This window comes from Psychrobacillus sp. NEAU-3TGS (assembly GCF_029955155.1).
Classification (GTDB): domain Bacteria; phylum Bacillota; class Bacilli; order Bacillales_A; family Planococcaceae; genus Psychrobacillus.
This window is the reverse complement of sequence record NZ_JAPNOZ010000008.1, coordinates 61,448-81,528: the sequence shown is the minus strand read 5'-3', so window position 1 is coordinate 81,528 and position 20,081 is coordinate 61,448. Positions and strand designations below refer to the sequence as shown.

Genomic DNA, 20,081 nt, shown 5'->3' with positions numbered 1-20,081 from the left:
AATAATTTTAGATAGCTTTATACACTTTGAGGGAAAAATGGGTAAGTTAGGTAATATAGAATGGTCTGGAGAAACTTGTTATCCAGTAGGAACTGGTGCAGTGCTGTCCTTTGAATTTATGTCAAATCAATCGTTTTTAAAGGATTTGATTAAAGATTTAGAAGATATAACGGATGTATATCCCGTAATTGGTAAACCATAGTTGCTCAACTTAAAAGTAGAAATTTAAAGAGGGTTAAAAATGAATAAAGAAACAGTCAAAAATATAAGAAAAGGGTTAATTGCTGATTGTACTAAATGCTTTGGACTCTGCTGCACAGCACTTAATATTATGCCATCTAGTGATTTTCCAATTATTAAACCCGCAGGTACTCCTTGCATGAATTTACGATCTGATTATAGTTGCCAAATTCATAGCCAGTTAAGAGAAAAAGGCTTTAAAGGCTGTACAGTATTTGACTGTTTAGGTGCTGGGCAAGTAGTTTCTCAGGTTACTTTTAATGGCCAAAGTTGGCGAGATAATCCTAAAATTAGAGAAAAAATGTTCCAAGTGTTTCCTATAATGGAGCAAATCCATGAAATGATTGCGTATGCAGCAGAAGCCATTTCGTACGATATTCCAGCTACCTTATCTGATAAGTTGAGTCAGAAATTAATGGAGCTGCAGGGTTTAACCAAGTTGGATTCTGATGAACTATTATCTCTTGATCTAGTGATGTATCGATATACGTTGAATGAATTGCTTACAGCAACAAGTGATATTATTAGAGAGGATATTATTGCAAAGTTACCTGGAGCTAAAAAGGTGAAAGAATATGACCATGCAAGAGCCGATTGGATAGGAAAAAAATTAAAGGATAAAGATTTGAGGGGAACTGATTTCAGGGGAGCATATTTAATTGCTACCGATATGCAAAATACAGATTTAAGAGCGGTGAGTTTTATTGGTACCGATTTGCGTGATGCTGATTTAAGTGGAGCGAACTTATCAACGAGCATGTTTTTAACTCAAATGCAAATTAATTCAGCTAAAGGTGATGTAGAGACAATATTACCCCCTCATCTACAACGTCCTCCACATTGGATTAACTAAGTTTGTGTATGGAGAGATACTTTTGAAGACTATCTCCGGTCAATTGATACAAAATCTCTTATTTCATTAACGGATGCTTTGGGAAAAATCAACTACTAACTTTAACAAAAGAAAAAAGAAATCGTTCATCGATAATATGAGTGGACGATTTCTACTATAGTAAAACTATATTATGTCTTTCTTTGTTCAGACGTCTATAAAAGATTATTAATCTTCTATTTAGTTGGCCTCCGCCTCTTCCTCCCACACTCGATAGTCAATTGTCATCGATTGTGTTTTCATATCATCCACTTGATCATCGAAGGATTGAACCATCTTCGAAATATCTGAACTAACAAGTTGAAGCGCCGCCTCGTTTTTTTGATATTGCTCATTTGCATTTTGATCAATGGCTTCTACAATTTTACCAGTACTTGCGTCGTCCGCCATGATGTCTTGCACTAATTTCAAAAATTTCCGATCCTCTTCGTGGATAGCATCCACATACTGCTGGAGTTTATCTTTCTTATCCAAATGACTCTCATAAGGTAAAATTCTTGCCGTTAGATTAACTGAATAATAACGATACATTTCCCTTTTAACCTCCTGGAACATAGTCAAACAGCGCTGCAACAAATTCATCCTTATCAAACAGGGTTTCGATTGCTGTTCTCGACGTAGTTAGAAATGTTTTCGCATTCGTAATTTCTGTTTGTAAAATCGATTGAATGCCGTCGAACTGAATACCACTTAAAGGCGGTAAATATTCATGGACATTGGCCCCTACGACCTCTGCTTTATTTCCTGAAGGGGCAACACATGCATTGATATGGTCGGCATAGGAAGATGGATTACTTTCAATCTCATTGATCCGATTTACGACTTTTGTCCGCTCTAGCATAAACCCGTCTACCAATTCGGCATCCAATGCTGCTATAAGCGCCTCTACATGGCGGTTTTTTACTTCCAATGATTCGTTGCCCTGCTGATACATACGAACTGTTGCAGAAATATTTACCTTGATTTTATCAGCTCCGCTCCCTTTCACTAAAATCAGATCACTCCCTGAATAAGCACGACCGGATTGGAATCCCAGTGCATTCAGCATTTCGAGAATGGAATGACTGTCTCCGATTTCTGCAAGCATAGGTCCTAATATATGTTGTAGCTTTTCGAAGCTCTCCGTAAATGAATCTTTCAAATTTAATAGACGGATGAGCGAGCCGATATCTGCACCGAGTACCGTCATGAATGGATTACTACCCGAATAGTTCCCATCGTATTGGGATTCCCGGATGGAGTTATTCGTCTGGATGAGGGACTTCATTTCTTCCAAAAGCCCCTCAATATTCGTCAATTCCTTGACGACAATATCTTTATCAGCTTCACTCAAATATCCTGCATCGACAAAGTGACTAAAAATGACATCACTATTACTTGTCATTTTTTTGATGGAATCTATCAACAGGGGAACTTTTGTATTCATGTCTGCGATCATCGCATTGATTTCATCGCCTTTTGTCACGTACAACTTTGCATAATCCCAGTTCCCCTTTGCCCCTTCAAATATCGATATGTCTAATCCTGTCAGTTCCTTAAGGCCATTTGTGCTGCCTGCTTTCTCTGCTACCGTATACGTGATGGCAAGCTGTTGCAAATGTGCTACTTCTGAATCGGGTAGCTGATCGAATATGTCACGGATTCCTGGTCTTTCTGTATTTGTATCGATCATTTCAACAGTTCCTACAGGAAAGAAACCTCTTGCCCCACTTATGCCATATAAAGGATCGTCTGTTGAAATGAGCTGGTAAATGCCTTTCGTATTTCCTTTCTTCTCATAATACTCTTCTGTGAAATTCCGCAATTGTGCTGGGTCTAGTTTATAAATAGCTAAATAATCATTTCGATTTAAGGAAAATTGCTTATTCACTTCGTGACGAAACTCTGCGTTTGCAAAATAAAGCTGATAATAATTTGTCTGAGCTCCGTTCACACTGTAGACTTTATCAAACACATTGTAGATCAATTGTGTTGATGCATTATTATTGTGGGCAAGAGAATGGGACATTCCGATAATATCTGTCTGATTTGCTGTATCATTGACGTTAAAGTGCTCCTTTGCATCTTTGACGAAGTTATATGTGGCATAAGTCTGTGATGCATCTTGCCCTGCCAACATTGCATTCATATTGTACTCCCAATCCTTCGCCTGCTGACTGCCTTGGGAAAGGATATATAATTGGTCATTATCCTTGCCTTCCGTCTTGAAATAAACAGCAGTACCGTCATAGCCAGATTCATCGCCTTTTATGCTTTTCGCATCGCTCGATTTTAATATTTCGATATCCGCTTTCAATTCGTGACCAGTTTCTTCAAAATAAATCCTTCTGATTTCCTTTTCAAAGTCTTCATTTTTCAGACCTTTGTACTCTAAATCAATTAAACGCAGCCGGAGAATATCAGAATTTAAGATATCATTTTCCATTTGTAATCACCTCTTTCATTGGACTTCTTGATCCACGAACTCAAAAGACCCGGCCCAATGGATCATCTTCTCTATTTCTTCTTCTTTTATCTGCTGACACTCATTTTTATCGTTCTTACATTGCGTGTCATAAACGATTTGGACCGAACCTTCACCATTTAAACTTACGACCAATGCAGCTATACCGAACACATCGGGTTCGAATTCAATTGGCGCATAGTAGACTTCCGAAGACTCAGAAGTAATTTTTTCGAACTCTAGCTTCTGATCGACACGCCCTTCTAAGATTTCCAAGACTACTGAGGCGTTTTCAGTCGACTCATTAGCATAATAATTGATCTTAATCTGAGAATCAGTTCCATTGTCATTTATAGTACTCATTAAAAAACCTTCAAATTGGTCGCCTCTTATTCCATACCCTTGATGAATCACTCCTTCTTTTGGAAATAGCATCCGGTAACGCTTCGTCCCCGAAAGGAAAGAATAATATCCTTTTTCCACTTCTTCAGTAGACTCGATGAAACCTCGTGTAAATTCATCCTGTAGCGCTCGGACATCTGGCAAATCGAGCTCCTGCATTTCTGAAGATTTTATTTCCTTTCCATTTTCCTTTGCTATTTGACAACCTCCCAGCACTAAACTAATGCCTACCATAAATAATATTGGTTTATGGTTTTTCCACATGTCAGCACTCCTTATTGAAGTAGATATTACACCATCAACTTACCTAGCTTTACTAGCAGATTACACTTGTAATCTGAAGTAAAGTGAAGCCCTTTATCTGGTAAAATTAAGATAAAGCTTCCTTTCAATAAAGTTGGTTGCCCCGAAGATTATCGAAATGTTCTCAATTCAACTACTCCATCAACACTTTTATTTGATTTCTTTATCTACGAACTCAATCGATTCGGCCCAATGGATCATCTTATCCACTTCTTCTTCTTTTATCTGCTTACACTCATTTTGATCCTTCTTACATTGCGTATCATATACAATTTGAATCACACCGTTCTCTTTTAGACTTGCGACCAATGCTGCTATGCCGAATGTATCTGAATCAAATTGGAATGGCGCATAGTATAGCTCTGAAGTTTCAGCTTTCACTTTTTCAAACTCCAGCTTTTGTCCAACACTCCCTTCCAACATTTCCAATCCACCTTCAACGCTTTCTATAGTCGCATAGGCATAATAGTTGATTTTAATTTGGGAATCGGTTCCATTGTCATTTATAGTACTCATTAAAAAGCCTTCAAATTGATCTTCTTTCACCCCATACCCTTGATGAATTACTCCTTCTTTTGGAAATAGCATTCGATACTGCTTCGTCCCCGAAAGGAAAGAATAATATCCTGGCTCCACCTCTTCAGTGGACTCAATGAAACTACGCGTAAATTCGTCTTGTAGTGCCCGGACATCCGGCAAATCCTCCGCCTTCATTTCTAAAGGTTTTATATCCCTTTCACTTCCCTTTCCCATTTGACAACCTCCCATTACTAAGCCAATGATTACGAGCCATACTATTAAACTATAATTTTTCCACATGACAGCACTCCTTAAAGAAATAAATGCATGAGTAGATTCTATTTACTTCATATTCTAATAATTAGCATAATTCCTTGACCTGAACAATTGAAATCCAGCTAATATCTTACAATTGCTTCATAAGTCATTTTTTCCCTTCAAACTAAAGGTCTTTTGAAATGCATAATAGCATCGTTTTTTGTTACCTTTCTCACTCTTAATCTACGAAAATAACCACCCCTCTAATTTTGAGAAGTGGTTATAGCTTGTTTATCTACTTACTTCTTTAAAGTTACGGTGCACATTATAGTAAGCATTCTCCAAAATCTTTAAATAATCAGCAGATGTAACGGAACGAACATTGCTTGGGGTCGAATTGTTCTGCATTGCTAACTCCACAATGCGTGGGAAATCTTCTTCCTGTACACCCGGTAAATCTTTTAACTTAGGGATTTTGAGTTGCTCTGTAAAGGAGGTAATCCCTTCTATTAGCTTTTCAACAGCCATATCCTCTGTGTCCGAATCATTTGCAAATTTCATATAACGTGCCAATGTTGCATGCATTTGTTTGTCTTCTTCAGCATTGAAACGTAATACATGCGGTAAGAACACTGCATTTGCAACACCATGAGGAGTATCATAAAGCCCACCAAGTGCTTCTGCTAAACAATGAACTGCTGCGACATCCGCAGACCCAAAACATAAACCAGCGAGTAAGCTGCCTTCTAACATGTCATGACGAGCCTCTTCATTTTGTCCATCACGAAAAGCAATAGGCAACGCAGAAACAATCGTTTCCATCGCTTTAGCACCTAGGGCTTGCGAAATGGGATTAGTTACTTTACATGTATACCCTTCAATAGCGTGAACTAATGCATCCACACCAGTTGCAGCGGTAACAGCTGATGGAACGCTAAATGTTAAGGAAGGATCAAGTACAGCTAGGGTCGGTCTCAAGGAAGCATTTTTGAGTGTCATCTTTCGATGTGTTGATTTCTCGGTAATAACAGCCGATCGAGTCACTTCTGAGCCTGTTCCAGCTGTAGTTGGAATACAAATAATTGGAGCAATATTCGTGTAAGCACGTAAACCATCGGCATAATCAGAAGGAGTTCCACCATTTGGTCCACATAGTGCAATAGTCTTCCCTGTATCCATCGCACTTCCACCGCCAATAGCTACTACAGCGTCTGTAGCAAAGTCGCGAAATATTTTGGCCCCTTCCAAACAATCTGTATCTCGAGGGTTTTGTTCAATGGAGTCAAATAATAATGTACGATAACCAGCCGTCTCTAGGGCAGTTTTTATCGGTGCAACCAGTCCTGCGCGGACTACACCAGGATCACTTACTAATAAAATAGATGAGCCGATTTCAAGCGATTGCAGCATTTCTGGAAGTTGTTTTGCTTTTCCGATTCCCATTTCGATTTGAGTAGAGCAAAAATAGCTATAAGTTTTCACGTATACCCCTCCTATTATTGTTAAAATCATTTATTTACTTGCGGAGTTTGTTAATGAATCTAACCCCATATTTACATGATACACATAATAGATTAATCATTATAGAATAATTTTCAGATTATTTCACGTATTCTATTATTCTATAACCAATCTGACTATTCTATGTTCTTAAAAAACAGGTATACTAATAGAAGATTAGTCTTTCGATATAATGATACGGGGTGAGAATTTGCGACAAGGAAAACTAGCAGGAAAAACTCCAGACTTACATACTACGGACATATTAGAAATCATTTTAAACAGTGCCTACGAAGGAGTAACTGTTGTTGATAAGAACGGAATTATAGTAGAGTTTAATGATGCTTACAGTCGATTTATAAGTGTAGATAAAAAAGACGCAATTGGTCGTCCTGTTTCCGAAGTTATCGACAATACAAATCTTCATCATACGGTAAATACTGGAATTCCTGAACGAGGTGTCATTCAATATATTCAAGGCCAACCAATGGTCGTTCACCGTATTCCATTATGGAAAGAAGGAGTGTTGGTTGGAGCTGTTGGTATGTTGATTTTTGAAGGGGTGACAGAGCTTTACCGTATTTATGAACGTTTTCTAGAAAAGACGGCACAGACCGGAAAAATTAATAGTCAAAAGCTTGTTGAAAATACAAAAGTAAGTAACTCAACTTTAGATCAAATCATTGGTACAAGTGATGCTATTGCCAATCTCAAACGTCTGACGAGAAAAGTGGCTAAAACAGAAGCAACCGTTTTAATTTCAGGGGAAAGCGGGACAGGGAAGGAAATGTTTGCACATAGTATTCATGATCTTAGTCACTATACCCAAGGTCCTTTTATAAGTGTAAATTGCGGGGCAATTCCTGACCATCTATTTGAATCAGAGTTATTTGGCTATGAAGAAGGTGCTTTTACCGGTGCAAAAAAAGGTGGTAAACCCGGTAAATTTGAATTAGCGGAATCTGGCACGATATTTTTAGATGAGATTGGTGAAATGCCCCAAATGATGCAAACAAAATTGCTTCGCGTCTTACAGGAAAAAATGTTTGAACGAGTTGGAGGAATTAAACCAATCCAATTAAAGGCGAGAGTTGTTGCAGCAACGAATCGAAATTTGAAGGAAATGGTTCAGTCAGGTACTTTTCGGGAGGATTTATATTATCGAATAAATGTGATTGAACTTGCTATCCCACCACTCAGAAAGAGATCGGTGGATATTCCCATTCTAATCGCTCATTTCTTGACAGACATCTGTAAGAAATATGAGATGGCGGAAAAAGAAATTACAGAGAATGCAATTTCATCTTTAATGAATTATGAGTGGTATGGAAACATACGAGAACTAGCTAATATTATTGAAAAGGTAGTCATCTTAACAGATGGAAATGTTATTGATTCACACCATCTCCCTAATTATATTAAAGGTCAGCATTTTTCCTCTATCCCTCCTCTTTCTCCGATCAATCAATTGAAAAAGGAGGACGATAATAAAGAAAAGGAAATAATCATACAAGCAATGAAGGATTCGGGAGGAAATAAATCAAAAGCAGCCGATAAACTGGGTATCCACCGTACGACTTTATATAAAAAATTGAAGAAACACGGCTTGCAGTAATCGATTAGTGTAGTTTAAAAGCAACACCTTCTACAAAAGTGTAGCTTATTAGCTACACTTTTTTTATTGGAGTACTTCCCCCTACTACCGTTATAACTTGGCATGGTTCTTGCATAGTTATATGTGAAAAGAAAGGGAGGTAATTTAATTGGATCAACCTGTTGTTTTTCGTACACCCCAAACAATTCACTATGGTCGAAAAGCCTTTGAAAAAGTCGGTGAGGAAACGTCAGCCAAAGGGAAAAAAGCATTGATCATCAGTGATAAAGTGATGGAAAGCTTAGGCTATATAGAGGAATGTAACAATCTACTTTTGAATTGGAAAATTGAAAGTGCTTTTTACACGGGAGTCGCCTCCGAACCAACAGATGTTTATGTAGCGGAATCACTTGAAATATTTGAAAAAGAAAACTGCGATGTAATCATTTCCCTTGGTGGTGGAAGCTGTATTGATACTGCAAAGGCAATTTCAGTGTTGGCAACCAATGGTGGTTACATAGGCGATTACATGGGTGGGAAAAAACTTGCTGATAAGCAGCCAATTCCCCATATTTCTATTCCGACGACTGCCGGAACAGGCTCAGAGGCCACAGATGCTACCATTATTACAAATACAACCAATGATGTAAAATGATGATTAAGCAACCCGCATTTATGCCGGAAGTTGCCATTGTCGATCCATTATTGACACTCTCTTCTCCCAAAGGTGTTACAGCAGCTACGGGAATTGATGCGCTAAGCCATGCAATCGAAGCATACTTATCTATAAAAGCACAGCCAATGACAGATACTCTTGCTCTCTCGGCTATAGAAAAAATAGTAAAAAGCTTAAAAACTGCATATGAGGATGGAAAAAATATTGATGCAAGAGAAGCCATGGCACTAGGATCCCTACAAGCTGGAATGGCTTTTACCAATGCATCCGTTTGCCTTGTCCATGGAATGTCTAGGCCAATCGGTGCATTATTTCATGTCCCGCACGGTATATCCAATGCTATGCTACTGCCTGCTGTTCTTGAATTCAGTTTAGATGCCTGTATTGAACGCTTAGCTGATTTAGCTAGATTATTTCAGCCTGACTGTGGTAATCTTTCCACTAAAGAGGCTGCTGAGCTAACTGTATACGAAGTAAAAAAACTTTGCCAAGAATTAGAGATTCCTAATTTAAAAGGCTGGGGTATCCAACCAGAGGCATTTAATAATGCAATTAGCAAAATGGCAGAAGATGCACTAGCAAGCGGAAGTCCAAATAACAATCCAAAAGTACCTACGAAACAAGAAATCGAAGAACTCTATGAAGTATGCTTCGACTATCAATTCAGCTCAGAAAACATGGTAACAAAATAAAATAAGAAATACATCAGGAGGTTTTTTCATTGACACAAACAACATTAAAAACACTAAAAAACTATGTAGGTGGTAAATGGATAGAGGCAAATACAGACCAATCACTTGAAGTCTATAATCCAGCAACAGGTGAAATAATCGCCCATGTCCCAATTTCAACTACAAAAGATTCAGACCATGCTATTGAGGTAGCCGCAGAAGCATTCGAAACTTGGAAAGATGTCCCTGTTCCAAAACGTGCTCGTATTCTATTTAAATATCAGCAATTATTGGTAGACAATCATGATGAACTGGCAAGATTGATCACAATAGAGAACGGTAAAAACTTTACAGAAGCATATGGTGAAGTGCAGCGCGGAATTGAAAATGTGGAATTCGCTGCAGGTGCCCCAACATTAATGATGGGTGAATCACTTCCATCGATTGCAACAGATTTGGAATCGGGCGTATACCGTTATCCAATTGGCGTTATTGCAGGAATTACACCATTTAACTTTCCAATGATGGTACCTTGCTGGATGTTCCCAATGGCTATTGCTACTGGAAATACATTTGTTATGAAGCCATCAGAGCGCACACCATTACTTGCAAATCGCTTGGCAGAGCTACTGGAAGAAGCAGGTTTACCAGCTGGCGTATTTAATATTGTGCACGGAGCACATGATGTTGTAAATAGTTTATTGGATCACAAACAAACAGCAGCCATTTCTTTTGTTGGTTCTCAACCTGTTGCCGATTATGTCTACAAACGAGGTACAAGTAACCTAAAACGTGTTCAGGCCCTAGCAGGAGCGAAAAATCATTCCATCGTTTTAAGCGATGCGAATTTGGAAAATGCGACAACACAAATTATGAATGCTGCATTTGGGTCTGCTGGAGAACGTTGTATGGCTGCCTCTGTAGTTGCGGTAGAAGATTCAATAGCGGATGAGTTTATTGCATTACTTACAGAAAAAGCGAACCAAATTCAAATTGGAAATGGATTAGATGAAGGGATTTTCCTAGGTCCTGTCATCCGTGATAATCATAAAACGCGTACACTTGACTTTATCGAAGGTGGCGAAAAAGAAGGAGCTAAACTTGTCCGTGATGGTCGTCTAGACGAAGCTGCCAAACAAGAAGGATATTTTGTAGGACCTACTATCTTTGATAATGTAACTTCAGAAATGAAAATATGGCAGGAGGAAATTTTCGCGCCAGTATTGTCGATTTCCAGAGTAAAAAACCTGGAAGAGGCAATTGATTTAAGTAACCAATCACGTTTTGCGAACGGTGCTTGTATCTTTACAAACGATGGTGGAAGTGTTCGCAAGTTCCGGGAAACAATCGATGCAGGTATGTTAGGTGTAAATATTGGCGTTCCCGCTCCAATGGCTTTCTTCCCCTTCTCAGGATGGAAAGATTCCTTCTACGGAGATCTACATGCCAACGGAAAAGATGGATTACAATTTTACACAAGAAAAAAAGTGATTACTACAAAATGGGTTTAATACTTTCACAAAAAGAAGCCATGACATTCAGTCATGACTTCTTTTTTAATAATTAATCTACATCTACTGGTTTTTTCATGAACAATGACAATATAAAGTTAATCACTGCAAATATCAAACCTATCTTAAATACAAAGGATGTGCCAGATGCTACAGATTCCGGTAAACGATCGTTAACTGATACTAGATAACTATTTTGTTTAGCAGATAACAATGAAACCATTACTGCAATTCCAACCGCACCTGCTACTTGTTGGATGGTTTGCGTGATAGCGATCCCATCTGGATAATATCGTTTCGGCAAAGAATTTAGTGTATTTGTTTGTGTAGAAGCAAGTACAGCACCGATCCCTAGCATCATAATGATATGGATGACGATAACAACCCATAGAGCCGCGTCTGTCCCTAATTGTGCGTAAAGTGTATATGCAATAATTACTAAAATTGTACCAGGAGTGATAATTGCTCTTGGACCATATTTGTCAAATAACCCACCTATTATAGGTGCTAAAATACAGTTGAGTAAGCTACCAGGCAGAAGTACAAGCCCAGTTGTAAATGCTGCGATTAATAAAGCCATTTGCATATACATAGGTAAAATAACGAGCATGGAAAGCATATTGAAGAAAGTTATAAAACTCATAAATACACCAAGAACGAAAAGAGGATATTTAAATGCTCTTAAATTCATCATTGGCTGCTCCATTTTCATTTGACGCATAGAGAATATAATAACTCCTATTAAACCAATAACAATTGATCCGATAACTATTGAACTAGTCCATCCATTATCACCGGATACACTGAATCCGTACACAATCCCACCAAATCCAATCGTTGAAAGAATGACGGATAATAGGTCAATGGAAATTTTACGTACTTCATTCACATTCGGTACATAAAAGACTCCGATAATAAGTGACAGTAATAGGAACGGTACTTGAGCCCAGAAAATCCAATCCCACGATAATTTATCTAATATAAGTCCAGCTATTGTCGGACCTAAAGCTGGTCCAGCTAACATAACTAATCCCATAATCCCCATAGCCGCTCCACGTCGATTTGGAGGGAAAATAGTGAAAATGACATTTTGCGTTAACGGTAAGTTAATAGCTAGCCCTGCCGCTTGGATAATACGGCCCGCCAATAAAAAACCAAATGAAGGTGATAATGCAGCTAAAACTGTCCCTAAAATAGTTAGGATAATAGAAGTTAAAAACATTTGCCTTGTTGTGAACTTTTGCATAAGAATACCTGTAACTGGTATTAAAATACCTAGCGTTAAAAAGTAACCTGTTGCCAACCATTGAACTGTTGTTGGTCCAACTTCGAAAATAGTACCCAAGTCCCCCAAAGCAATATTTAATGCCGTTTCACTAAAAAGTCCTACGAAGCCAGCAACTAATAGAGCTGTCATTATAGGGCCAGTTTTTATTTCTTTCTTCACTTAATAAATCTCCTCTAAAGCATTTTGGGTAATAACTGTGAAATAATCTTAAGCGGTTCTGCCTCTTTTTGAGTCAGGCAAAGAAGCATGGCCCCTTCAATGGAAGCTGTCATCATAAGTGCAATAGCATTAGCTTTATCCTTTGTAAATCCATCTGCTAATAACTTTTCCATATAAATAGCTTGTATCTTTTGATACAACTGAGCACATGCATTTCGAACTGGCTCACTTAACGAAGCCATTTCACTCACAATACTGCTAAATGTATATCCAGTAAGGGTTCCCTCCGCCTCAAAATTTTCCACTAATTTTGAAATCATTGCTTCTGCGGCTTCACGTGTAGTCGGATATCGTTCGAAAATCTCTACAATATCCTTTGTAATCTCTTCATTCAACAATTGAAGACAAGCAATGAGTAATTCTTCTTTTCCATTTGGAAAGTGATGATAAAGCGAACCCTTTGAAATATTACATGCTTTAATAATTTCATTTAGTCCTACTCCTTTATATCCTTTTTGTTGAAAAAGATTCGTCGCGATTTCTATTATCAGCGATTTTGTATCCATTCCCGTAGCACACCTCCACCATACCAACCGGTCTGTTTTTAACTATAACAAAAAAAAATGATATAATTCAAGTTTTTATTAACACTCTAATTGTATCCTAATACATAATTTAGACACAAAATCAGCTCAACTGAAACAAGTACCATTTTGATTGTTTATACATATTTGGAAGGAAGTCTGGATTTCTACATAGTAAAACGCAGCATTTACCATTTCATTTGTTTTACGTATACATTATTAGGTTTTGCGGAAGATAAGCTATAAATGCATTATAAAAAATCTGCTACAGCAATAGATAAAGGGGAAAAAGATGAAGATTCGGTTCGGCTATGTGGCAAATGCATTAGGATTATGGGATGCAAGTCCATCAAAAACTTTAACTTTTACACGGTATTCAACTCTTCCTAAAAATGAGCGAATAGAAAAGCTGAAATCTATTACCGCACAAAATTTACAGCACACAAAAAGAATTTTGTACTACAATATCGCACATGAAATAGAATTGTACCGACTTTCCAGCTCACTTATCCCTTTAGCAACCCACCCCGAAGTGAGTTGGGATTTCCTAACTCCATTTAAAAAGGAATGGGATGAAATTGGAAGTATTATCCATAAATTTAAACTAAGAGTAAGCTTTCACCCGAATCAATTTACACTTTTCACCAGTCCTAAAGAAGAAGTTACAATAAATGCGGTAAAAGATATGGAATATCATTATAAAATGCTCCAAGCAATGAACGCCCTCGATACAGGATTAATTAATATTCATATCGGCGGTGCTTATGGAGATAAAAACAATACTATAAACCGTTTCCATCAAAATCTAAAAAACTTCCAAACGAAATTAAGAAGCATATGACCCTTGAAAATGATGATAAAACGTATGATGTGAAAGAAACACTCATTACTTGTGAAAAAGAAAGCATTCCAATGGTACTCGATTATCATCACCACATGGCAAATACCGGCGAGAATGAACTCTCTCTTTACCTACAACGTATATATAACACTTGGAATAGCTTTAATATGGTGCCGAAAGTGCACATTTCTTCTCCAAAATCAGATGAATCCTATCGTTCCCATGCGAATTTTGTTTCCTTAGACTTTATTCTTCCCTTTTTAAAGTTAGCAAAGGAGCTTAACCATGACTTTGACATAATGATAGAAGCAAAACAAAAGAACCTTGCAATGCAAAGACTCGTAGAGGAAATAGCTGCACTTCGGGGAGTTAAACGGATTACAAGCTCATCTGTGGAATGGTAACAGCAGGGAATAGAATAAATAAAATTGATGAGGTGAAATAAATGACAATTGTACGTCTTGGTTATGTCGCAATGAGTATGGAACTAAAAAGCGCATCCCCATCTCAAACAATGACTTTTACCCAATTCACAAAAATTGATGATCGGGAAGCCGCTATTCGTAAATTAGAACGGATCGCACTTTCGAACTTACACAACACACTAAGACTGTTAAAACATAATGTTGCTTCTGATATCCATTTTTATCGATTAACCTCACACCTTATTCCTTTAGCAAACCATGAAGAGCTTCCCGATTGGAATTATATAAAGCCATTAAAAGAAACACTGCGTGAGATTGGGAATTTTGCAATAAAACATAAGATTAGAATTGATTTTCACCCTGATCACTTTGTTCTCATTAATTCGAAAGAAAAGCATATCTTCAAAAATTCTATCAATACTTTAAAGCTACATTACTTATTATTAAAAGCAATGGGAATTGATCCAACTCATCGCTGTGTCATGCACGTTGGTGGTAATTATAAAGAAACCGAAATGTCACTGGAACGTTTTGTTGATAATTGGATGGACGTCCCAAAGGTGATTCAAAATATGATTATGCTCGAAAACGATGATACCTCCTTTACCTTAGAAGATACACTATACTTATGTGAAAAACTAGATATACCACTAGTTTTCGATTATCACCACCATCTTGCCTATCACCAAGATGCTAATTGGGAAAACAACTGGAATAGAGTTGTGCAGACATGGAGACATTCTCCTCTTCCCATCAAAATGCATATATCGAGTCCAAAGAGTGAAAAAGCTTTTCGCCATCATGCAGATTATGTGGATATCGATATGTTTTTTAAATTCCTTTACACAATTAAAGGCAGTACTCCACAAATTGATTGTATGATTGAAGCTAAAAAGAAAGATGAGGCACTTTTTACATTAATGGAGGAAGTAAAAACAAGAAAAGATATTGAAATGATTGATGGCTCTTCTTTCTCTTTAAAGTAGATGAAAAGAAGAGCCGAATTAGGAAAGTACATTTATATTTCAAATGCAGTAAAACTTCCCTCTTCATCAAGATCATTAATTTGAATCACTTTATCGGCAAATTGTTTAACGGCATCAATACTATTTCCTATTACAAGAGATAGAACATTAAAATCTTTTTCCTTTTTCTTTGTATTAAAAGCTTCGATATACGAAGTCGGTACCTTATCTTCTCCGTCCGTAACAAACACAATGTCTGCTAGTTTAAAACGGCTTTCATTAATTACATTTAATGCACTATCAAGAGGAAGCACAAAGTTCGTACCTCCACCTAAGAAGGTTTGGGCTAACTGGATCATGTCAGTGCTTTTTACATGTCCTTTTTCGAATGTTAATATTTGCATAGAGGAAGAGAACAATATTAAACAAAAGTCTCTTCTTTGCCTCCTTGCAATGGACATAAGAGCTAACGCAAAACCTTTGGATTGAGTATCCAACCTTTGCATACTTCCCGATTGATCTAGACAAAGTATGATTGGTCCTTTCCCCAATACCTCCCGCCCTTTTTGCTCATATTGCATCGTCTGACCCTCTACAAAACGACGGAGAAAGTCTTTCTTTGTTAAAGGGTGCATATATAAGCTCAACTCTATCGGTAGTAATTTCTCCACATCATTGCCTAATGTAACTCCACCTTTTCCTATTGAATCACATTGCTTAGGCTTTTGCTTATTGTGAGCTATCTGTTTGAATCTTCCAGCCCACTCTGCAATTTCTTTCATTTTTCTATTAGATGCAATTTTTTCAGCTAAGGTAATTTGATCACGCAAAGGAATCTTTTTCAATTCTGCATCACCACTTCCTGCACTGTAGCCCCCAAATAACGATTTCAGCCCCTCTTTCACTTGTTTTGTTTCCTCCATTGCTTGTGCTATGGCTTGGGAAAAGTTATCCCTATTGCTTTGAAGCAGCCATTGCAATTTCTCATTAAACTTATTCATCGCTTCTTTAAGTTTCTCTTCTAACACCGTCTCATTTGCTGTATCTTCTTGCCGTTTTTGCTTTTGGAATTCCCTGTGAATTGTGTGAAGTTCCTTCAGCTGTTTCTGAAATCTTTCATCTTGTTCAGCTAGCCATTGGTTTGTCCTCTCTCCGAATTTCACCGTGGCAATAGCCGAAGACAAATCATCCAATCGAGTGAAGTGCCGGTAGTCTACAAAATATTCATCCTTCATAATTCTTTCCATGAGTGATTTATTGACAATCAGAACGTTATCTATATCGATTTCCGTAATTTTAGGTTTCATCTTATATAACGAAGCCCAAATGTCTCCCAGTAATGGTTCGAACAAGGGTAATACACCTTCGCCTCTAATCTTTTGAAGACCAGGTGACATCTCCAAAACTTCTTTGAAACGCCTTTTATCGAATGAGTCCGTATTTAATACGGAGAGGTTATCTCTGTAACCAATAGAAGAATTCATAGATGTCACCCCTTTTCACATTTTAAAAAAGATACTTGTAGACCATCTTTTTTCTTCTAGATTATCTAAATAAGAAGGTTCTAAAATCCTATTCAAAATTTCATGTTGCATTAAGATTACTTTATTTAGTAAGACATCGATATCAGCCTCTCTACTTGAATAGTGACTTTTAAGCTTATTTAAATCAGCCACTAGGTCTTTCATTTTTTGAGTTGCTTCTATTCCTGCCTCTGGTGACTGATCGTGGAGTATGGAGTAAAACACTTCATCTGCTTCATTTTGCAAGGAATACAGAGTTTGAGTTAAAACATCATGTGCATTATTTCGAATAATGTATGATACGACCTCTTTTTGGTCCACCTTTTCCCAAAGAACGTTCTCAAGAATCTTCATATCATCTATCTGAACGATTTGCCGTTGGTTAATCAATGCTTTTGCTTGCAATACACTTAAAGACTGCTTGAACCTTCGATCTGATGGATGAATTCCTTCATCTCTTAATCCCACGCGAATCTTTGATAATGCTTTATATACCTCGTCAGGAATGACTACTTTATCAGTCAAGAACTGGAGATGCATCAATTCTTCCATTGACATACACGGCATGTGCATAATTTGTTCCTCTGCTTTTAGCATCGAGATGAAATTCTTTTCATCTACTATAAGCTTAATTTCATATCGTAAGAGGAAACGATCAACAAGTGCATCAAGTTCTTCCTCCTCCTCAGGGTATTCATTGGAAGCCCCTATTACAGATATCAAGGGAACTTTAGCCGGTGACCCGTTATTATAGAATAGCCTTTCGTTAATAAGGGTCAGTAAGCTATTCAAAATTGCTGAGTTCGCTTTAAATATTTCATCCAAGAAAACTATATTCGCTTCTGGCATTTTAGTTTTAGTAATTCGCTTATATACGCCCTGTTCTAAATCTTTTAACGACAATGGACCAAATACTTCCTCGGGTGTACTGAACTTTGTCAGCAACCACTGAAAATAGGTAGTCCCCTCGATAATTTTGGATAATTCACTCGACAAAGCTGATTTAGCTGTTCCTGCAGGCCCAATCATGAGCATATGCTGCCTGGAAAGTAATGCAACTAGAATTCCCTCCACCTCATTTTCTCGTTCAAGAAACTTGGAATTGAGCGCCTGTCTGATTTCCTCTAATTTCTGGTGAGCAGTATACATCATGTTATATAACTCCTTGCTTTTGTAAGATAACTATTTAATAGAACCCTGCTTGTTTTCTCACAGAGATTCGAAGACAAAACCGTTTTATACAGTTTGATTCAAACTTAGTTATTTTACTCTTTTCATTTCAATATTTAACCGAAAGATGTTTCTTCTCCTTTTGTTTCAGTTAATCAATAGAGGTATCTATATTTTATAGGTAATAGTGTGTATTTACTCAAACAATCTGGTTTGTTGCTTGCGTATAAACTTGCGACTGTAAATTTATTTTCTTTCTACTAATCTAACTGAGGTTTAATAACCGTGTTATTATCCCTTCTTACACTTTTTCTGTCGCACTCAATATGTAAAGAAAACAAGAAGAAAAGGACTCCCAACAGTTTTGCAAACTGATGAAAGACCTTCTTAAAAGCCTGAAATATGAGTGTATCGTACCTTTAACCTGTTGTTAGAATCATATTTTTATTACTACTTGTTTTCTGAAAGAATGCTAGATGTTCTTTTAGAAATCCTACGTAACGGTCTACCTCTTCTATTGTTGAGTATGGCGAGATTGTAAAAAATTTATGTGCATATATGGATACCGGTTTGTTTGAGTTTGCAGCTTTTACGAGACGCTGCTTTTTGGTATTTCCATAGAAGACCGTATCTCGTTCGGCACCAATTACTTCTGCGAAATCGTCATTAAATTGATTAATTTCGGTTATTTCTTCTACCGTTAAGATTCCGTTCAATTCCTCATTCCATCTTATCTGTTCTGGATAAAAACGGAATGTTGTAATCGGAGAAACCTCATTCGTAATCACTACATTCGAAATTTCTTTTGTTAACGTCTCTCTAAAAGCAAAATTGACACGAATATAGTTGGCTAAAAGCTCTTGATAGCCTTCTATTCCAAATGCTAATAAAGACGCATATATTGTCAGAGCACTTCCCATCCGTGAGCATTCGAGCGTATATCCTGTATGATAACTACCATAACCGCGATTTCCAACATACGGCGTTTCTGCTACATCTAAATCAACATACTTAAGATACTCTCTGTTTTTGATTAAAAATAAACTCGTAATATATGGTGTTTGGCCAAGCTTATGGAAATCAAAGACCATACTATCGGCAAGTTTGATATGTTCAAACTTCTGTTGATAGGTATTTAATACTTCCTTCACGTTATCTTCCAATAGGAGAGGATTGCTTTCAAAGTTGTAATCATTAAAGAAAGTATACATGCCTCCCATCGCAGAGTCTGCATGGATATATATTGGACATATACCGTATGTGTGTTCCAATTCTTCTGCTATCCTCTTTATTCCTCTAATGTCATCAACCCCAAAAGTGTCAGTAGTTCCCATTGTGGCAAGGACATAAAGAGGAATGCCGCCTATAGCAATAACATGCTCCATTTTTTCTTTTAAATCTTCTAGATTTATAGAATGATCAATATTAGCTTTCACACGAATCATGTTTTCTACGCCAATCCCTGTTGCTTCTACAGATTTATACAGACTATAGTGTGAAAGCTCAGAACAGAAGCAATAGAGATTTTGCGGCACACCATTTTGATTAGACGACGGAGCGTAACGAGCGATGGCAAGACGTAAAGAGTTAAAGACAGCCCCTTGTCCACCCCAAGTTGTGTATCCTGCACTGGTGCTTTCATCGTATCCGATAAGTTTAGATAGCATGCTAGTTATCTCAATTTCTGCTGTTGCAGCTGCTGGACCTTCCACATCCCAAAGATTGTTCCCATTGACTAGTACCATTACTAAATTTCCGATAATACTAGCAATATTCGGAAGGGGCGCTGCATTGGCTACATAATTTCGATTGACGTAGCGGTGTCCTTCTACTAATTTTAGAAGTTCTTGGATCACTTCCTCCATTGGCACTCCCTTTTTCGGAACATCCGCCTCTTGAATGACACGATTATAGTAATCCTCTGTGTATTTGGGCATTTCTCCTAGCGTTAATTTGTTAGGATCCTTTAATTCATCTATTTTCGTTAAAATAGTCCTAAAATAGGATAATATTTCTTCTCTTTGAAAGTCATTCCCGTCCATACTAGGAAAAAGCTTTTGTACTTTCTTCATCGTTTTACCTCCTTGATGTTTTACTAGAAGTAGCTTTATGCATAA

General features: G+C 37.4%; 15 protein-coding genes and 2 pseudogenes. 7 read left to right on the top strand and 10 right to left on the bottom strand.

The window, feature by feature from the left end; genetic code table 11:
* Nucleotides 1-37 precede the first annotated feature (37 nt).
* Nucleotides 38-202 carry a hypothetical protein gene (locus OR571_RS07460; RefSeq protein ID WP_282242206.1) on the top strand — a complete coding sequence of 55 codons (165 nt, stop codon included), beginning with the start codon at nucleotides 38-40 and terminating at the stop codon, nucleotides 200-202.
* Nucleotides 203-241: 39 nt separating this feature from the next.
* Entirely contained in the window at nucleotides 242-1,093 is an 852-nt protein-coding gene (locus OR571_RS07455; protein WP_282242205.1) for a pentapeptide repeat-containing protein, read from the top strand.
* A gap of 219 nt (nucleotides 1,094-1,312) precedes the next feature.
* Here OR571_RS07455 and OR571_RS07450 read toward each other — a convergent pair whose 3' ends face one another.
* The 5 genes from OR571_RS07450 to OR571_RS07430 form a co-directional block, all read right to left on the bottom strand.
* Nucleotides 1,313-1,663, bottom strand: coding sequence for a hypothetical protein (locus OR571_RS07450; RefSeq protein WP_282242204.1), 351 nt, complete (start codon nucleotides 1,661-1,663; stop codon nucleotides 1,313-1,315).
* A gap of 7 nt (nucleotides 1,664-1,670) precedes the next feature.
* Nucleotides 1,671-3,557 carry a DUF6792 domain-containing protein gene (locus OR571_RS07445; RefSeq protein ID WP_282242203.1) on the bottom strand — a complete coding sequence of 629 codons (1,887 nt, stop codon included), beginning with the start codon at nucleotides 3,555-3,557 and terminating at the stop codon, nucleotides 1,671-1,673.
* 15 nt (nucleotides 3,558-3,572) lie between these two features.
* Nucleotides 3,573-4,241 (bottom strand): hypothetical protein, encoded by a 669-nt coding sequence (locus OR571_RS07440; protein WP_282242202.1) that lies wholly within the window; start codon nucleotides 4,239-4,241, stop codon nucleotides 3,573-3,575.
* 189 nt (nucleotides 4,242-4,430) lie between these two features.
* Complete coding sequence (locus tag OR571_RS07435; RefSeq protein ID WP_282242201.1) at nucleotides 4,431-5,099, bottom strand: hypothetical protein; 669 nt, start codon at nucleotides 5,097-5,099, stop codon at nucleotides 4,431-4,433.
* Between the two features lie 249 nt (nucleotides 5,100-5,348).
* Nucleotides 5,349-6,539, bottom strand: coding sequence for an iron-containing alcohol dehydrogenase (locus OR571_RS07430; RefSeq protein WP_282242200.1), 1,191 nt, complete (start codon nucleotides 6,537-6,539; stop codon nucleotides 5,349-5,351).
* Between the two features lie 211 nt (nucleotides 6,540-6,750).
* Here OR571_RS07430 and OR571_RS07425 point away from each other — a divergent pair, with 211 nt between their 5' ends.
* The 3 genes and pseudogenes from OR571_RS07425 (at nucleotide 6,751) to OR571_RS07415 (ending at nucleotide 11,009) form a co-directional block, all read left to right on the top strand.
* Nucleotides 6,751-8,172, top strand: a complete 1,422-nt coding sequence (locus tag OR571_RS07425; RefSeq protein WP_282242199.1) for a sigma-54 interaction domain-containing protein — start codon at nucleotides 6,751-6,753, stop codon at nucleotides 8,170-8,172.
* Nucleotides 8,173-8,320: 148 nt separating this feature from the next.
* Nucleotides 8,321-9,519 (top strand): annotated as a pseudogene (locus OR571_RS07420) (iron-containing alcohol dehydrogenase).
* Between the two features lie 29 nt (nucleotides 9,520-9,548).
* Nucleotides 9,549-11,009: a CoA-acylating methylmalonate-semialdehyde dehydrogenase gene (locus OR571_RS07415; protein ID WP_282242198.1), complete on the top strand. Its 1,461-nt coding sequence runs from the start codon at nucleotides 9,549-9,551 to the stop codon at nucleotides 11,007-11,009.
* A gap of 52 nt (nucleotides 11,010-11,061) precedes the next feature.
* On the opposite strand, the gene OR571_RS07410 is transcribed toward OR571_RS07415, so the two are convergent.
* Both OR571_RS07410 and OR571_RS07405 read right to left on the bottom strand, forming a co-directional pair.
* The gene (locus tag OR571_RS07410; protein ID WP_282242260.1) at nucleotides 11,062-12,426 is read right to left on the bottom strand and encodes a DHA2 family efflux MFS transporter permease subunit; all 1,365 of its coding nucleotides are present in this window, start codon (nucleotides 12,424-12,426) and stop codon (nucleotides 11,062-11,064) included.
* A 44-nt stretch (nucleotides 12,427-12,470) separates the two neighbouring features.
* Nucleotides 12,471-13,022, bottom strand: coding sequence for a TetR/AcrR family transcriptional regulator (locus OR571_RS07405; protein WP_282242197.1), 552 nt, complete (start codon nucleotides 13,020-13,022; stop codon nucleotides 12,471-12,473).
* A gap of 310 nt (nucleotides 13,023-13,332) precedes the next feature.
* On the opposite strand from OR571_RS07405, the pseudogene uvsE (OR571_RS07400) reads away from it, so the two are divergent.
* A pseudogene (uvsE, locus tag OR571_RS07400) lies at nucleotides 13,333-14,285 on the top strand (UV DNA damage repair endonuclease UvsE).
* 41 nt (nucleotides 14,286-14,326) lie between these two features.
* Complete coding sequence (gene uvsE, locus OR571_RS07395; protein ID WP_282242196.1) at nucleotides 14,327-15,292, top strand: UV DNA damage repair endonuclease UvsE; 966 nt, start codon at nucleotides 14,327-14,329, stop codon at nucleotides 15,290-15,292.
* 32 nt (nucleotides 15,293-15,324) lie between these two features.
* Here uvsE (OR571_RS07395) and OR571_RS07390 read toward each other — a convergent pair whose 3' ends face one another.
* The 3 genes from OR571_RS07390 to OR571_RS07380 form a co-directional block, all read right to left on the bottom strand.
* On the bottom strand, nucleotides 15,325-16,755 hold the full coding sequence (locus OR571_RS07390; protein WP_282242195.1) for a VWA domain-containing protein: 1,431 nt from the start codon (nucleotides 16,753-16,755) through the stop codon (nucleotides 15,325-15,327).
* Nucleotides 16,756-16,770: 15 nt separating this feature from the next.
* Nucleotides 16,771-17,946, bottom strand: coding sequence for an AAA family ATPase (locus tag OR571_RS07385; protein ID WP_282242194.1), 1,176 nt, complete (start codon nucleotides 17,944-17,946; stop codon nucleotides 16,771-16,773).
* Between the two features lie 437 nt (nucleotides 17,947-18,383).
* Complete coding sequence (locus tag OR571_RS07380; RefSeq protein WP_282242193.1) at nucleotides 18,384-20,036, bottom strand: pyridoxal phosphate-dependent decarboxylase family protein; 1,653 nt, start codon at nucleotides 20,034-20,036, stop codon at nucleotides 18,384-18,386.
* Between the last annotated feature and the right edge of the window lie 45 nt (nucleotides 20,037-20,081).

Excerpts from the sequence above, each read along its gene's own strand:
- OR571_RS07405 (WP_282242197.1), bottom strand. The coding sequence starts at position 13,022 with ATGGATACAAAATCGCTGATAATAGAAATCGCGACGAATCTTTTTCAA.
- OR571_RS07460 (WP_282242206.1), top strand. The coding sequence starts at position 38 with ATGGGTAAGTTAGGTAATATAGAATGGTCTGGAGAAACTTGTTATCCA.
- OR571_RS07410 (WP_282242260.1), bottom strand. The coding sequence starts at position 12,426 with ATGACAGCTCTATTAGTTGCTGGCTTCGTAGGACTTTTTAGTGAAACG.
- OR571_RS07445 (WP_282242203.1), bottom strand. The coding sequence starts at position 3,557 with ATGGAAAATGATATCTTAAATTCTGATATTCTCCGGCTGCGTTTAATT.
- OR571_RS07380 (WP_282242193.1), bottom strand. The coding sequence starts at position 20,036 with ATGAAGAAAGTACAAAAGCTTTTTCCTAGTATGGACGGGAATGACTTT.
- OR571_RS07390 (WP_282242195.1), bottom strand. The coding sequence starts at position 16,755 with ATGAATTCTTCTATTGGTTACAGAGATAACCTCTCCGTATTAAATACG.
- OR571_RS07450 (WP_282242204.1), bottom strand. The coding sequence starts at position 1,663 with ATGTATCGTTATTATTCAGTTAATCTAACGGCAAGAATTTTACCTTAT.
- uvsE (WP_282242196.1), top strand. The coding sequence starts at position 14,327 with ATGACAATTGTACGTCTTGGTTATGTCGCAATGAGTATGGAACTAAAA.
- OR571_RS07435 (WP_282242201.1), bottom strand. The coding sequence starts at position 5,099 with ATGTGGAAAAATTATAGTTTAATAGTATGGCTCGTAATCATTGGCTTA.
- OR571_RS07455 (WP_282242205.1), top strand. The coding sequence starts at position 242 with ATGAATAAAGAAACAGTCAAAAATATAAGAAAAGGGTTAATTGCTGAT.
- OR571_RS07440 (WP_282242202.1), bottom strand. The coding sequence starts at position 4,241 with ATGTGGAAAAACCATAAACCAATATTATTTATGGTAGGCATTAGTTTA.
- OR571_RS07385 (WP_282242194.1), bottom strand. The coding sequence starts at position 17,946 with ATGATGTATACTGCTCACCAGAAATTAGAGGAAATCAGACAGGCGCTC.
- OR571_RS07425 (WP_282242199.1), top strand. The coding sequence starts at position 6,751 with ATGATACGGGGTGAGAATTTGCGACAAGGAAAACTAGCAGGAAAAACT.